Here is a 14,654-nt window from a genome sequence, read left to right as displayed (position 1 = left end):
ATTGTGATGAATACCGCCCCCATGCTCGCCTCCGTTGATTTGGGCTCCAACAGCTTCCGTCTGCAAATCTGCCAAATTCGGGACGGACAAATCCAGATTATTGAAAACATTAAAAACATGGTGCGTTTCGCCGCCGGTTTGGACGAACAGAAATACCTCGACCAAGCCTCGCAAGCCCGTGCGCTGGAATGCTTGGCACAGTTTGGCGAACGGCTGCGCGGTTTTGACCCCGCCTGCGTCCGCGCCGTTGCCACCAACACCTTCCGCGTGGCGAAAAACATCGCCGGTTTTCTGCCGCAGGCGGAAGCCGCTTTGGGTTTTCCGATTGAAGTGATTGCCGGACGCGAGGAAGCGCGGCTGATTTACACCGGCGTGGTGCACACCTATCCCGCCGAAGGGCGCAAAATGCTGGTGGTGGACATCGGCGGCGGCAGCACCGAATTCGTCATCGGCAGCAGCCTGCAACCCGTTTTGACCGAAAGCCTGCCGCTCGGCTGCGTCAGCTACTCCGTGCGCTTTTTCGCCGACAAAACCAACCGCAAAACCTTTCAGGCAGCCGTGAACGCCGCCCGCAGCGAAATCCAACGCATCGCCAAATTCTACAAACGCGAAGGTTGGGACATCACGCTCGGCACTTCCGGCACGGCAAAATCCATCGCTGCCGTGATTGCCGCCGAAGGCTTGGGCAACCGCATCACGGCGGGCGCAATGCGCGTGCTGGCGGAACGCATCATCGCGGCGGGCGGCGTAAAAAAAGCCAAATTGGACGGCTTGAAACCCGAGCGCGTGGACGTGTTTGCGGGCGGGCTGGCCGTATTGACGGCGGTGTTTGAAGAACTGGACATTGCCGAAATGGGCTTTACCGAAGCCGCCTTGCGGGACGGCGTGTTTTACGACCTGATTGGGCGCAAACCCGACACCGACATGCGCGAACAAACCGTGCGCCAATTCCAAAGCCGTTACCACGTCAGCAGCAAACAGGCGGCGCGGGTGGCGGATTTGGCGGCGCGTTTGTTCGGCGAAACCAACCATTACCTGCGTTGGGCGGCGATGCTGCATGAAATCGGCTTGGACATCGCCCACACCGCCTACCACAAACATTCCGCCTATATTTTGGAACAGGCGGATATGCCCGGATTTTCCCGACCCGAACAGCAATTATTGGCAAAACTGGCATTGGGACAGCGCGGCGACTTGAAAAAAATGGCGGATTTGCTCGGCAATGACGACAAATTGTGGCGGGCGGTGCTGGCATTGCGCTTGGCGGTACTGTTCTGCCGTGCCCGTCTGCCCGATGCGCTGCCGCCCGATGCCCGTCTGCACTGCGAAAACGGCGCATGCGTGCTGCATCTGAACGGCGCGTGGCTGGACGGCAACCCGCTTACCTCGTCCGCGCTGCACGCCGAACGCGAGCAATGGCGCAAATTGGGGCGCGAATGGGTGTTGGAAGCGGTGTGAACGGGTTTCAGGCAGCTTGAAAACGTGCGGGCTGCCTGTAAAGTTGATATTTTATGAATGAAAGGTAAAAAAACATGGATACAAAACAAAAAGCAGAAAGTATTTTTCAAAAAGCTTATGAATTGTATGAACAAAATAAAATCAATGAAGCGATTGAAGCTTGGCAAAGCATTCGGCGCGAAGATGATGCTGAAGTTTATGTTTTAGCGCAAACCTTTTTGGGGATATGTTTTGAAGAACTCAATCAATTAAGTAAAGCCCAAAAAGCCTATCAAAATATTCAATATACAGATTCGCCTAAATATTATGCTAGGGCACAATTCCATCTTGGGATTTTATTTGGTAATCAAAATCAAGCGGACAAAGCCCAAAAAGCTTGGGAAAACGTTAAGCGCGAAGATGAGCCTGAACAATATACTAATGCACAATTTCATCTCGGTTTACTATTTATGGGGAAAGAACAATTTGATGATGCCCGTCAGGCTTGGAGCAACATAGAGCGAGCTTATTTATCTGTAGAATTCGGTTTTATCTATGAAGGGATAGGGAGAGTTCTCCATTCAGAAAAAACTGCTGATTTATTAAAAATTTTTTGGATTATTCAGGATATTTTAGAAAATTTGCGTGTGGGTCAAAACAGCTCGGAAATCGAACGCCAATTCTCCCATTACACCCGTCCTTCCACCGCGCATTCGTTACTTATGGGAGAATCGGCATTCCGTTTAAACACCGTTGCCAACGTCAATGACCCCACCGAAGGCAAAATTCTTCATCGTTATTTAAACAACCCTTTTGCAGAACACGGCAATCATGCCGTATTTATCAGTTGCTTTACTTTCAATCACGACAGCTTGAACCAGTTCCGCCTATACGGAAAAGAGGGCGGCAAAGAAGCGACAGGTTGCAGCATGGTGTTGGATAAGGCATTTTTTAACCAAAGTCCATTGAATTTTGCTTCTATCAATCTCAATACGCATCAAAGCATGGCTTTGTCTGCCGATATGAACAAACCGGATAAACCAGCCGAAGCCAAACCCGCCCCATCAGGCATCGGCTTGCTGCCTTTATACCGTTGTATTTATATTGATGAAAAAAGCGGCTATGTGCGCTTGGCTTGTCGCGATGAGGTAACGTTTTATCGGGAATACGGACAAGAGGCAACGGACAAATGGTTAGCGTATCAAAAAATGATTGAAGATAAACAAAAGATTGTTGCGGAAAAATTGAACCATATCCAAACCATTTTAGCGGGATTAAAAGAGTATAAAGACGATGAAAAATTGTCAGAAGCCATTGATTTTATTTTATTGCCATTGAAATATCTGGTTAAACACGCCGCATTTCAGGAAGAGCAGGAGTGCCGCGTTTTTTATATTGCCGATTGGGGCGATGAATATATTCAAACCGATTTTAAGAATAATTGGTTGTATGTAAATTATGACGAGCCGCCGCTTGCCCATTTGCGTAAAATTTATTTGTCGCCTGGCGCGATGCCGTATCAGCATTTCTTTGAAAAATTGATATTTGAGCGCAATCAAAAAGAACCGGAAAAAGCCAAATTGTGCATTTCCCACAATCCTTTCCGTAATGCCTAACGCTGCCTGAAAGCCCGCCATGTCCCAACGCATCGAATGCCCCCACTGCCGCACCCCGTTCACGCTGGACGAAAACGACTACAACCACATCGCCGCGCAAGTACGCAGCCACGAATTCCAAACCGAACTGGAACAACGCCTGACCCAAGAGCGCGACAAACACCGCCGCGATTTGCAGCTTTCCGCCGAGCGTTTGCAGCACCACGCCGAACAGCAACTGGCGGCGAAAGAACGCGAATTGGCGGTGTCGGCGCAGCACATCGCCCAGCTTTCCCAACAAGCCGAGCATTTGCGCCAAGCGCAGCAGTTTGCCGTGCAGCAGGCGGTGAACGAGAAAGAAAAAGAAATCCTGCAATTACACAGCCGTCTGACCCAAGCGGACGCGGAAAAAGAACAGGTGCGGCAGCAGGAACAACAGCGCTTGTCGGAGCAAATGCACGCGCAACAACGGCAAATCGCCGAATTGCAGGCGCAGCAAAAATTGCTGCTGTCTGAAAAACAACAGGAATTGGCGCAAGCGGTGTGGACGGCGCAGCAGGAGCGGGCGCAGTTGGAAAGCCGTTTGCGCGAGCAGCAGAGCCGTTACGAGCTGGACAAACACCATCTGAACGAGCAGCACCGCCGCACGCTGGAACAAAAAGATGAAATGATTGAATACTATCGGGATTTCAAAGCGCGGCAGTCCACCAAAATGCTGGGCGAAAGTCTGGAGCAGCATTGCGAAACCGAGTTCAACCGCATCCGCACCGCCGCCTTTCCGCAGGCGCAGTTCGGCAAGGACAACGATGCCAAAAGCGGCAGCAAGGGCGATTATATTTACCGCGAATCGGACGAAGACGGCACGGAAATCGTTTCCATTATGTTTGAAATGAAAAATGAGGGGGACGAAACCGCCACCAAAAAGAAAAACGAGCATTTTTTCAAGGAATTGGACAAAGACCGCCGCGAAAAAGGCTGCGAATACGCCGTATTGGTGTCGCTGTTGGAAGCGGATAACGAGTTGTATAATAACGGAATTGTGGACGTTTCCTATGCCTATCCGCGTATGTATGTGATTCGTCCGCAGTTTTTTATTCCGATAATCAGCCTGTTACGCAATGCCGCGTTGCACGCGCTGCCCTACAAACGCGAAGTGCAGCAAATCCGCAATCAAAACATTGATATTACGAATTTTGAGCGGGATTTGGACAACTTCAAAAGCGCGTTCGGGCGCAATTACCGCATCGCCAGCGAGAAATTCAAAACGGCGATTGAGGAAATTGACAAGACCATCAGCCACTTGGAAAAAACCAAAGCCGCGCTGCTGTCGTCCGAAAACAATTTGCGCCTTGCCAACGATAAGGCGGAAGATTTGACGGTGAAAAAGTTGGTGCGGAAAAATCCGACCATGAAAGCGCAGTTTGAAGCCTTGAAACAAAATGGTTTGTTGGACGGGGTTGAAGACTAGGGCGTGTCATCAATTGACCGAAAAACCTTTGCACCGTCATTCCCGCGTAGGCGGGAATCCAAATCAAAGCACGACAAACCTTGATGAAACATCGCGTTCCAAACATCGCGCAATGGATTCCCGCATTCGCGGGAATGACGGTATTTTTGTATTGTGCCGGTTTGCAGCAGGTGTAGCTTGGGTTGGAGCGAAGCGCAAACCCAACAACATCCATAAATTTTCGGAAATTCGACCTAAGCTACGCTTGCTTCACAAACATCAGGCAGTGGATTCCCGCATTCGCGGGAATGACGGCGTTTTTATATTGTGCCGGTTTGCAGTGGACACGTCCTAGTGGGGCAGATGCAGGCGTTTTGCCAGTTTTTCCGCCGTTTCGCTGCGGGTGAGGCGGGCTTGGGCGGACGGTGTGCCGTTCAGGGACGACCATTTGGGGTGTTGCCGCGCTTGGTTTAATTCGGGCGGCAGTTTGTCGGGTTGCCAAGGGGCAAGGGCGGCTTGGGCGGTGATGCCGTCTTGGGCGGCGTGTCCGCGTGTTTGCAGGACGGCGAGCAAATCCAATGCCCGCGCCGCCAATACGGTCAGGCTGTCGGCGTCAAGGCGTACGTTGTCCACGCCTTTTATTTTGTCCGACAAGGTGTTGAAGTTGGGAAACAGGCCGCCGATGATGCCGCCCAGTGCCGTCCCCACGCCCAATGATGCGCCCAGTGTGAGCGCGTCGATGCCGAAACCGATGAGCGCACCCGCCGCCGCGCCGCGTGTGGTGCGGATACCGTAGTGTTTGAGCTGGCTGCTGTCAAACGGGTCGTGGCGTTGCAGTTGCAGGGCATGTGCGCCCGCCGCCACTTCGCTGTGGTAGAAGCGGTAGCGGGCGAGTGTTTGTTGTTGGAAGTCGCGCTCCAAACGGCGCACGGCTTCGTGCAGCTCGTTTTGAATGTCGGGCAAGGCGGCGGCATCGGCAAGCGGGCGCACGCAGGCGGCGGCATCGAGCAGAAAATGCGCCGCGTCCAAACGCGATTGTGCGTCCAATTGCGCCCATTCGCGGCGGCGGGCGGCGGTGAGCCGTTCGGGTATGTCCCGTTGCGGCAACATGGTTGCCAAATTGTTCCACAGGCGCATTTCCCCTTCAAAATCAAACGCCACAGTGTCGAAGCTGCTGACAACGTGCAGGTTGCGCCGCGCCAGCATGGTTTGCCATGCCGTCAAGTCGCGCCCCTGCGTGAAGTTGAACACGGGCATCACCGGCTTGGCGCACCACGACAATACCGTCAGTTCGTCTTTGTATTTGGGCAACACGGGTTCGCGCGCGTCCACCACATACAGGGCGACGTCGCTGTGCAGAAGCTGGCGCAACACTTTGGCTTCTTGGGAAAATTCGTTTTGCGCGGCAGGGCTTTGCAGGAAAATCCGCAAGCGTTCGATGCCGTCCCGATGCGCGGAGGTTTCGCTTTCCAGCCAGTCCAAAATCCCGCCCGCGTCTTCCAGCCCCGGCGTGTCGTACAGGCGCACCAAGGGCGTGCCGCCATCGGCAATCACAGCTTCTTCAACGTGGCGGGTGGTGGCGGCGGCGTTGCGTACTTCGCCAAACGCGGCATCGCGCAGCAATGTGCGCATCAGCGAGGTTTTGCCGGTGTTGGTGTGGCCGACCACCGCAAGGGCAAGGGCTTCGGACATAAGGGGCTTCCTATAAAATTTGATGTGTGCCGCCCGTCTGCGGGCAAGACAAACATTATACCTTTGCCCGAGACAGGCGCAAAATCACACCGCCAAACCCGCGCAGACGTGTTACAATCCGCCCGCCGCTTCACGCAGCAACGCAACATGCGCCTGAAACCCTAACCGCGCCCATTGGCAACAGTGTGCGCCGTTAGTGTTTCAGGCAAGACAAACAATTGATTCAGGAAAACGATATGTTTCAAAAATTCAAAAAATCCTTTCAATACGGCGACCACACCGTAAGCTTTGAAACCGGCGAAATCGCCCGCCAAGCCGCCGCCGCCGTCAAAGTGTCGATGGGCGACACTGTGGTGCTGGTGGCGGTTACCGCCAACAAAGAAGTGAAAGCCGGACAAGACTTTTTCCCGCTCACCGTAGATTACTTCGAGCGCACCTACGCCGCAGGCAAAATCCCCGGCGGCTTTTTCAAACGCGAAGGCAAACAAAGCGAAAAAGAAATCCTCACCAGCCGCCTGATTGACCGCCCCATCCGCCCCCTGTTCCCCGAAGGTTTTTACCACGACATTCAAATCGTTGCCACCGTATTGTCCGTTGACCCCGAAATCGATTCCGACATTCCCGCCATGCTGGGCGCGTCTGCCGCGCTGGTGTTGAGCGGCGTACCGTTCGCCGGCCCGATTGGTGCGGCGCGGGTGGGCTATGTGAATGATACTTATGTATTAAATCCCACCAAAGCCCAGTTGAACCGTTCCCGCTTGGATTTGGTGGTGGCGGGCACGGCGCAAGCGGTGCTGATGGTGGAATCCGAAGCCGATATTTTGTCGGAAGACATCATGCTCGGCGCGGTGGTGTACGGTCATGAACAAATGCAAACCGTCATCAACGCCATCAACGAATTGGCAGACGAAGTCAATCCCGCCGTTTGGGATTGGCAAGCGCCCGTTGCTGATGCGGAACTCGTTGCCAAAGTGAAAGAAATTGCCGGCGACACCGTTCAGGCAGCCTTCCAAATCCGCGAAAAACAAGCGCGTGGCGCGAAAATCGCCGAAGCGTGGTCAGCCGTGGAAACCGCGCTTATCACCGAAGACACCGACACCCTGAAAGCCAACGAAATCAAAGGCATTTTCAAACAACTGGAAGCCGATGTGGTGCGCGGTCAGATTTTGGAAGGCAAGCCGCGCATTGACGGCCGCGACACCCGCACCGTGCGCCCGATTGACATTCAAACCAATGTGTTGCCGCGCACGCACGGCTCCGCCCTGTTCACACGCGGCGAAACGCAGGCACTTGCCGTTGCCACGCTCGGCACGTCCCGCGACGAGCAAATCATCGATGCCTTGAGCGGCGAATACAGCGACCGCTTTATGCTGCACTACAACTTCCCGCCCTATTCCACCGGCGAAGTCGGCCGCGTGGGCCCGCCCAAACGCCGCGAAATCGGACACGGCCGTTTGGCAAAACGCGCCCTGCTTGCCGTGCTGCCGCCTGCCGAAGAGTTCAGCTACACCATGCGCGTGGTGTCGGAAATCACCGAATCCAACGGCTCTTCTTCCATGGCGAGCGTGTGCGGCGGCTGCTTGAGCCTGTTGTCGGCGGGCGTGCCGCTCAAAGCGCATGTGGCGGGCGTGGCGATGGGCTTGATTTTGGAAGGCAACAAATTCGCCGTGCTGACCGATATTCTCGGCGATGAGGACCACTTGGGCGACATGGATTTCAAAGTGGCGGGCACGACCGAAGGCGTTACCGCGCTGCAAATGGACATTAAAATCCAAGGCATTACCAAAGAAATCATGCAAATCGCATTGGCACAGGCGCAGGAAGCGCGTTTGCACATTCTGAAACAGATGCAAAACGCGGTGGCAGGCCCGCAAGCCCTGTCGCAACACGCGCCGCGCCTGTTTACCATGAAAATCAACCCCGACAAAATCCGCGAAGTCATCGGCAAGGGCGGCGAAACCATTCGCGGCATCACCGCCGAAACCGGCACGGAAATCAACATCGCCGATGACGGTACGGTAACCATCGCCGCCACCACTTCCGAAGCGGGCGAAGCGGCGAAAAAACGCATCGAGCAAATCACCGCCGAAGTGGAAGTGGGCAAGGTGTATCAAGGCACGGTGGTGAAACTGCTGGACAACAATGTCGGCGCGATTGTGTCGGTGATGCCCGGCAAGGACGGTTTGGTGCACATCAGCCAAATCGCCCACGAGCGCGTGAAAAACGTGTCGGATTATCTGCAAGTGGGGCAAACGGTGAACGTGAAGGCTTTGGAAGTGGACGAGCGCGGCCGCGTGCGTCTGTCCATCAAGGCTTTGATTGAACCGGCCGCACCTGCTGCGGAATAAGGTTCCGTAAAAATAAGGGCTTGCCCGTACATTTCTTCCGTACGGGCAAGCCTTTTTGCGCGATGGCGATGTGTTTTCGTGTTAAAATGGGCATGCTTGAAACCCGTTTTGCAGGAAAGCGCGTCGTGAATATTTTTAAAAAAGCCCTGTACCGCTATGTGCTGTATTTGGTGCAGATTTATGTCGTGTTGTTTGCTTTGGTTTTGCTGACGGTGCCGGTGGCGATGCTGCAATGGCACGGGCAGCAGTGTATGCCCCACGCTTGCGGTAATCGGGATATGCTGCAATATGTGTTTGATTTTGTGCCTTATGTGCTGATGCACGATAAGGTGGTCGGCTATTGGACATATTTTCCGCATTTGTGTGCGGTGGCTTTGTTGCTGAACCGTTGGTTTCAGCGTTTGTTGGCGGATTAGGGCGTGCCATTATTTAAATTTTCAAAATTAAATCAATTAAATATAAAAATACGCCGTCATGCCCGCGCACGCGAAAATCCAAAACAAGTTCAAACAAACCTTGATACAATCTTGCTTGCAGCTCATCGGACAATGAATTCCCGTCTGCGCGGGCATGACGGTGCAAAGGTTTTTCGGTCAATTGGTGGCACGGCGGTGTATAATACGTGTTTTTGCTCTATTGCTGATGCGCCGGGGCGGGCAGTGGATTCGCGCATTCACGGGAATGATCGCATTTCCGATAACAAGTTGATTTTATTAAAAATTTAAACATCAGCACACCCTAAACGTTTTATTTTCAAAGGATTGCCATGTCTTTTGCATTCTTTTTTCCCGGACAAGGCTCGCAAAGCCTGAACATGATGAACGGTTTTGACGGCAACGCCGTGGTCAAAACCACCTTTGACGAAGCCGCCGCCGCGCTCGGCGAAGATTTGTGGGCGATGATGAACGGCAGCGATGCCGAGCTTATCGCGCAAACGGTGAACACGCAGCCTTTGATGCTGGCGGCGGGCGTGGCGACCTACCGCGCTTATCTGGCGGCGGGCGGCGCGAAACCGCACAGCGTGGCGGGACACAGCTTGGGCGAATACAGCGCATTGGTGGCGGCGGGCGTGTTGGACTTTGCCGATGCCGTGCGCTTGGTTCGCAAACGCGCCGAACTGATGCAAAACGCCGTCCCCGCCGGCGAGGGCGCAATGGCGGCGATTTTGGGTTTGGACGATGACGCCGTGCGCCAAATCTGCGCCGATGCCGAACAGGGCGGCGTGGCGGAAGCGGTCAATTTCAATTCGCCCGGACAAGTCGTGATTGCGGGCGATGCCGCCGCCGTTGCCCGCGCCGCCGATGCCGCCAAAGCCGCCGGTGCGAAACGCGCCCTGCCTCTGCCCGTGTCCGTGCCATCGCATTGCCGCCTGATGCGCCCCGCCGCCGCCGAACTTGCCGATTATTTAAACGGTATCCATTTCAGGCAGCCTGAAATCCGCGTCTTGCACAATGCCGACGTTGCCGCCCACGCCGACCCCGCCGCCGTCAAAGACACGCTCGTGCGCCAACTCTACTCCCCCGTGCGCTGGACGGAAACCGTTGCCCTGCTGGTGCGCGAAGGCATCGCCGAATCCGCCGAATGCGGACCGGGCAAAGTCTTGGCAGGTTTGGCAAAACGCATTGACAAAACCGCCGCTTGCACCGCGCTGACTTCGCAGGAAAGCGTAGACGCTTTCGCCGCCGCCCACCCCCAATAGGGCGCGTCATCAATTAAATTTTCTACTGAAAATCAGTGCAATAAAAAATATCGTCATTCCCGCGAATGCGGGAATCCACTGCACGATGTTTTGGAAAACGATGTTTTATCAAAGTTTGTTTCAATTTGCTTTAGATTCCCGTCTGCACGGGAATGACGGCACTGTGTTTTCTCGGTCAATTAACGACACACCCCAACCCCGAAAGGATACCCCATGACCCACCATTTAAACGGAAAAATCGCGCTGGTAACCGGCGCATCACGCGGCATCGGTGCCGCCGTTGCCGACACGCTGGCACAAGCGGGCGCAACCGTTATCGGCACTGCCACCACCGCAAACGGCGCAGCCGCCATCAGCGAGCGTTTGGCAGCACACCAAGGCACGGGGCGCGTGCTGGACATCGGCGAAGCGCAATCCGTAGAAAACCTGATTGCCGAAGTGGAAAAACAATACAGCAAAATCGACATTTTGGTAAACAACGCGGGTATCACCCGCGACAACCTGCTGATGCGGATGAAAGAAGAAGACTGGGACGCGGTCATGGACGTGAACCTGAAATCCGTATTCCGCGCCGCCAAAGCCGTATTGCGCGGCATGATGAAACAACGTGCGGGACGGATTATCACCATCACTTCCGTGGTCGGCACGATGGGCAACGCGGGGCAATGCAACTACGCGGCGGCAAAAGCGGCGTTGGCGGGCTTTTCCAAATCGCTGGCGCGGGAAGCGGGCAGTCGCGGCATCACCGTAAACTGCGTGGCGCCCGGCTTTATCGACACCGACATGACCCGCGTGCTGCCCGAAGAAACCCGCAAAATGTTTGAAGCGCAAACCGCGCTGGGACACTTCGGCGAAGCGCAGGACATCGCCGATGCCGTGTGTTTTCTCGCTTCCGACCAAGCGCGTTACATCACGGGGCAAACCCTGCACGTCAACGGCGGCATGCTGATGCCCTAAAGCGCATCATCATTTAAACTTTCATAGCAAAATCAGCACAATATAAAAAAACGCCGTCATTCCCGTGCGGGCGGGCATGACGGCGCTGTGTTTTTCCGGTTCATTGATGACACGCCCCACCGATTGAATCGCGCCCCGCTTCTGCTACAATCTCCCGCTTCCGCCTTTTTTCCGCCCCCGCCATGTTTGCTTCTTTCCGCAGCCTCACCCCCGCCGAAACGCAGTTGGCACGCCATGTGTTCGGCAACAGCATGGATTACGCCCGTGTGCGCGTGCATCGCGGGCGTTTGATTCCCCTGTTGCAGCACGAACGCATCGCCATGAGTCCGTTCGGCACGATGCACTTTCCGCCGCCGATTTACCGCGATGATTTCGCCGCCGCCGACATCGGTGCGCGACATTTGTTTATTCACGAGATGGCGCACGTTTGGCAACACGCGCTGGGGCTGAAGTTGTGGCTGGACGGCAGTATTTTGGCGTGCAAGGGCGGCTACCGCAACCATTCCTGCTACCGTTACCGCGATTGGCTCGGGCAGTGCGATGCGCTGAACCAATTCAATATGGAGCAGCAGGCAGACATCATTGCCGATTTTTTCGTGTTCCGCCACACCCGCGACGACGCACACGTCCGCCGCATCATCGCCGCGTTCCGCGACAATCCCGCCGATGTGCGTTTGCTGCCGCGCCACACCGATTTCATCACCCCCGCCGCCGGCGCACGCACCCGATGAAGTCCTTTCCGTTTACCGCTTCGCATTTCGCCGCCGCCGTAGCGGCTTTGTTGGTGTCTTACGGCAGCAGCGCGGTGATTATTTTTCAGGCAGCGCAAACATTCGGCGCCACGCAAACGCAAATCGCTTCGTGGTTTACCGTTATCGGTTTGGTGTGCGGGGTGCAGACACTGTATTTGAGCGTGCGCCACAAAGCGCCCGTAATGATGGCGTGGTGCACACCCGGTGCGGCGATGATGGTGGGCTTGGAAGGCGTGTCGCTGGCGCAGGCGGTGGGGGCGTTTGTGTTTGCGGGGGCGTTGATGTGGGCGGTGTCGGCGGCGGGGCTGTTTGACCGTTTGGTGCGCCACATTCCGCCCACGCTGGCGGCAGCGATGTTGGCGGGGATTTTGATTAACTTCGGCAGCCGCGTGTTTGTGTCCATGCAAACGCAAACCGTGCTGGTGGGCTTGATGTTGGCGGTGTATCTGTTGGGGAAAATCCGTTTTCCGCGTTACGGCATTTTGCTGATGTTGGCGGCAGGCTGCGGCTACGCCCTGCTCGGCGGACTGGCGGACATCAGCCAAATCCGCGCCGCGCCGCCCGTATTGGAATGGGTGTCGCCGCAATTTGAATGGGACAAAATCATCGGCGTGGGCATTCCGCTTTTTATCGCATCGCTCGCCACGCAAAACGTTCCGGGCATGGCGATTCTCCGCGCCTACGGCTACGCCACGCCCGCCAAACCTTTGATGACGCATTCGGCGGCGGCAACGGTGTTGTTTGCGCCGTTCGGCGCGTTTATGGTGAACTTGGCGGCGATTAGTTCCGCCATCTGCATGGGCGGCGATGTGGACAAAGACCCGCAACGGCGTTATTTGGCGAATGTGTTGCTCGGCGGGCTGTATTTGCTGCTGGGAGCGGCGGGGGGCATGGTGGTGTCGCTGTTTGCCGCGCTGCCGCCGGAATTGTTGGCGGCGTTGGCGGGGATTGCGGTGTTTGCCACTTTGCAAAACAACCTGTCCGCCGCGTGGCAGGACGAAGCCACCCGCGAGGCTTCGCTGATGACGCTGCTGGCGAGCGCATCGGGCATGAATTTGCTCGGCATCAGCAGCGCGTTTTGGGGTTTGTTGTTGGGCTTGGCGGTGTATTATTTGAACCGCAGCACCGCCCGCGCCAAAGCGTGAAGATAAGGACGTGTTTTAATCCAAATGCCCGTCTTCCGCATATTTGCGCCCCAAAGAAATCAGGCTCACCCAAGCAGGAAAGATGAATACCGCATAAAACATAGTGCTTGTAAAAATAAACTTTTCCATTGCCGTCATGTCTTCAGACGTGGAACACGCCCGCCCCCCTACGCCCGTGCAATCCCATTCCGGTCCGAACAGAAACGCCACCAGCAGCACCGCCAACCAAATCATAATCGGCTTTTTATACGCCCGCCAACGCTCCTGCCAGATTTCCGCCGTGGTCATCGTATCAACATCATCGTCCCAATCCGTTCTCATCACACACTCCGTGCATCGCATCACACCGTTTTACCCTACCATGTTCACATTGTCTTGGCAAGATTTACCCAACAGACAAAATGCCTTGCCGATGCGCCGTGCAGACTGCCCAAGCCCGTCCCCAATCCCCGTCCAATCCCTGCTATAATGCGCCCGTTTCACGCTACAAAATATTACAAGGAGCAAAATCATGGCACTCGTATCCATGCGCCAACTGCTTGACCACGCCGCCGAACACGGCTACGGCCTGCCCGCGTTCAACGTCAATAATCTGGAACAAATGCGCGCCATTATGGAAGCCGCCAACGAAGTCGATTCGCCCGTGATTGTGCAGGCATCGGCAGGCGCGCGCAAATACGCGGGCGCACCTTTCCTGCGCCACCTGATTTTGGCGGCGGTGGAAGAATTTCCGCACATTCCTGTGGTGATGCACCAAGACCACGGCACTTCCCCCGATGTATGCCAACGCGCCATTCAGCTCGGCTTCAGCTCGGTGATGATGGACGGCTCGCTGATGGAAGACGGCAAAACCCCCGCCGATTACGAATATAATGTGGACGTTACCCGCCGCACCGTTGCCTTTTCCCATGCCTGCGGCGTGTCGGTGGAAGGCGAAATCGGCGTGTTGGGCAATCTGGAAACCGGCGAAGCGGGCGAGGAAGACGGCATCGGCGCGGTCGGCAAACTCAGCCACGACCAAATGCTTACCAGCGTGGAAGACGCAGTGCGCTTCGTGCAGGATACCGGCGTGGACGCGCTGGCGATTGCCATCGGCACCAGCCACGGCGCATACAAATTCAGCCGCAAGCCCACCGGCGACGTTTTGCGGATTGACCGCATCAAGGAAATCCACACCGCCCTGCCGAACACGCATATCGTGATGCACGGCTCCAGCTCCGTGCCGCAGGAATGGTTGGAAATCATCAACGAATTCGGCGGCAACATCGGCGAAACCTACGGCGTTCCCGTAGAAGAAATCATCGAGGGCATCAAACACGGCGTGCGCAAAGTCAATATCGACACCGATTTGCGCCTCGCTTCAACAGGCGCCATACGCCGCTATATGGCGCAGCACCCCGCCGAGTTTGACCCGCGCAAATACTTGGGCGAAAGCGTGAAAGCCATGAAGCAAATCTGTCTTGACCGTTACCGCGCATTCGGCTGCGAGGGCATGGCGGGCAAAATCAAGCCCGTGTCGCTGGACAAAATGGCGGCGAAATACGCTGCGGGCGAGTTGGCGCAACAAATCGTCCGCTAAACG

At 55.5% G+C, this 14,654-nt stretch carries 13 protein-coding genes; 11 read left to right on the top strand and 2 right to left on the bottom strand.

Going from position 1 to position 14,654, the window contains the following annotated elements; genetic code table 11:
- Window positions 1-6 precede the first annotated feature (6 nt).
- From G392_RS0110555 to G392_RS0110545, 3 genes are all read left to right on the top strand, one after another.
- Entirely contained in the window at window positions 7-1,458 is a 1,452-nt protein-coding gene (locus G392_RS0110555; protein WP_027010179.1) for a Ppx/GppA phosphatase family protein, read from the top strand.
- A gap of 74 nt (window positions 1,459-1,532) precedes the next feature.
- Window positions 1,533-3,053 carry a tetratricopeptide repeat protein gene (locus tag G392_RS13820; protein WP_156900920.1) on the top strand — a complete coding sequence of 507 codons (1,521 nt, stop codon included), beginning with the start codon at window positions 1,533-1,535 and terminating at the stop codon, window positions 3,051-3,053.
- Window positions 3,054-3,072: 19 nt separating this feature from the next.
- A complete protein-coding gene (locus G392_RS0110545; protein ID WP_027010178.1) occupies window positions 3,073-4,500 on the top strand; it encodes a DUF2130 domain-containing protein in 1,428 nt (475 codons plus the stop codon).
- Between the two features lie 330 nt (window positions 4,501-4,830).
- Here the strand turns inward: G392_RS0110545 and G392_RS0110540 are convergent, their stop codons facing one another.
- Complete coding sequence (locus tag G392_RS0110540; RefSeq protein WP_034335208.1) at window positions 4,831-6,171, bottom strand: GTPase/DUF3482 domain-containing protein; 1,341 nt, start codon at window positions 6,169-6,171, stop codon at window positions 4,831-4,833.
- Window positions 6,172-6,407: 236 nt separating this feature from the next.
- Here G392_RS0110540 and pnp point away from each other — a divergent pair, with 236 nt between their 5' ends.
- From pnp to G392_RS0110500, 7 genes are all read left to right on the top strand, one after another.
- Window positions 6,408-8,519 carry a polyribonucleotide nucleotidyltransferase gene (gene pnp, locus G392_RS0110535; RefSeq protein ID WP_027010176.1) on the top strand — a complete coding sequence of 704 codons (2,112 nt, stop codon included), beginning with the start codon at window positions 6,408-6,410 and terminating at the stop codon, window positions 8,517-8,519.
- Between the two features lie 125 nt (window positions 8,520-8,644).
- Window positions 8,645-8,935 (top strand): hypothetical protein, encoded by a 291-nt coding sequence (locus G392_RS0110530; protein WP_156900919.1) that lies wholly within the window; start codon window positions 8,645-8,647, stop codon window positions 8,933-8,935.
- Between the two features lie 3 nt (window positions 8,936-8,938).
- The gene (locus G392_RS13815; RefSeq protein ID WP_156900918.1) at window positions 8,939-9,244 is read left to right on the top strand and encodes a hypothetical protein; all 306 of its coding nucleotides are present in this window, start codon (window positions 8,939-8,941) and stop codon (window positions 9,242-9,244) included.
- 41 nt (window positions 9,245-9,285) lie between these two features.
- On the top strand, window positions 9,286-10,218 hold the full coding sequence (gene fabD / locus G392_RS0110520; protein WP_027010174.1) for an ACP S-malonyltransferase: 933 nt from the start codon (window positions 9,286-9,288) through the stop codon (window positions 10,216-10,218).
- Window positions 10,219-10,431: 213 nt separating this feature from the next.
- A complete protein-coding gene (fabG, locus tag G392_RS0110515) occupies window positions 10,432-11,175 on the top strand; it encodes a 3-oxoacyl-ACP reductase FabG (protein ID WP_027010173.1) in 744 nt (247 codons plus the stop codon).
- A 182-nt stretch (window positions 11,176-11,357) separates the two neighbouring features.
- Window positions 11,358-11,906, top strand: a complete 549-nt coding sequence (locus G392_RS12840) for a hypothetical protein (protein ID WP_051255700.1) — start codon at window positions 11,358-11,360, stop codon at window positions 11,904-11,906.
- Complete coding sequence (locus G392_RS0110500) at window positions 11,903-13,072, top strand: benzoate/H(+) symporter BenE family transporter (RefSeq protein WP_027010172.1); 1,170 nt, start codon at window positions 11,903-11,905, stop codon at window positions 13,070-13,072. Before G392_RS12840 ends, G392_RS0110500 begins: the two co-directional genes overlap by 4 nt.
- A gap of 15 nt (window positions 13,073-13,087) precedes the next feature.
- Here G392_RS0110500 and G392_RS0110495 read toward each other — a convergent pair whose 3' ends face one another.
- On the bottom strand, window positions 13,088-13,393 hold the full coding sequence (locus G392_RS0110495) for a hypothetical protein (protein ID WP_156900917.1): 306 nt from the start codon (window positions 13,391-13,393) through the stop codon (window positions 13,088-13,090).
- A 190-nt stretch (window positions 13,394-13,583) separates the two neighbouring features.
- On the opposite strand from G392_RS0110495, the gene fba reads away from it, so the two are divergent.
- Window positions 13,584-14,651, top strand: a complete 1,068-nt coding sequence (fba, locus tag G392_RS0110490) for a class II fructose-bisphosphate aldolase (RefSeq protein ID WP_027010170.1) — start codon at window positions 13,584-13,586, stop codon at window positions 14,649-14,651.
- Window positions 14,652-14,654: the final 3 nt, after the last annotated feature.

The organism is Conchiformibius kuhniae DSM 17694 (assembly GCF_000428785.1).
GTDB lineage: Bacteria > Pseudomonadota > Gammaproteobacteria > Burkholderiales > Neisseriaceae > Conchiformibius > Conchiformibius kuhniae.
The sequence above is the reverse complement of the archived record's forward strand: the minus strand, read 5'-3'. Positions and strand labels throughout refer to the sequence as shown.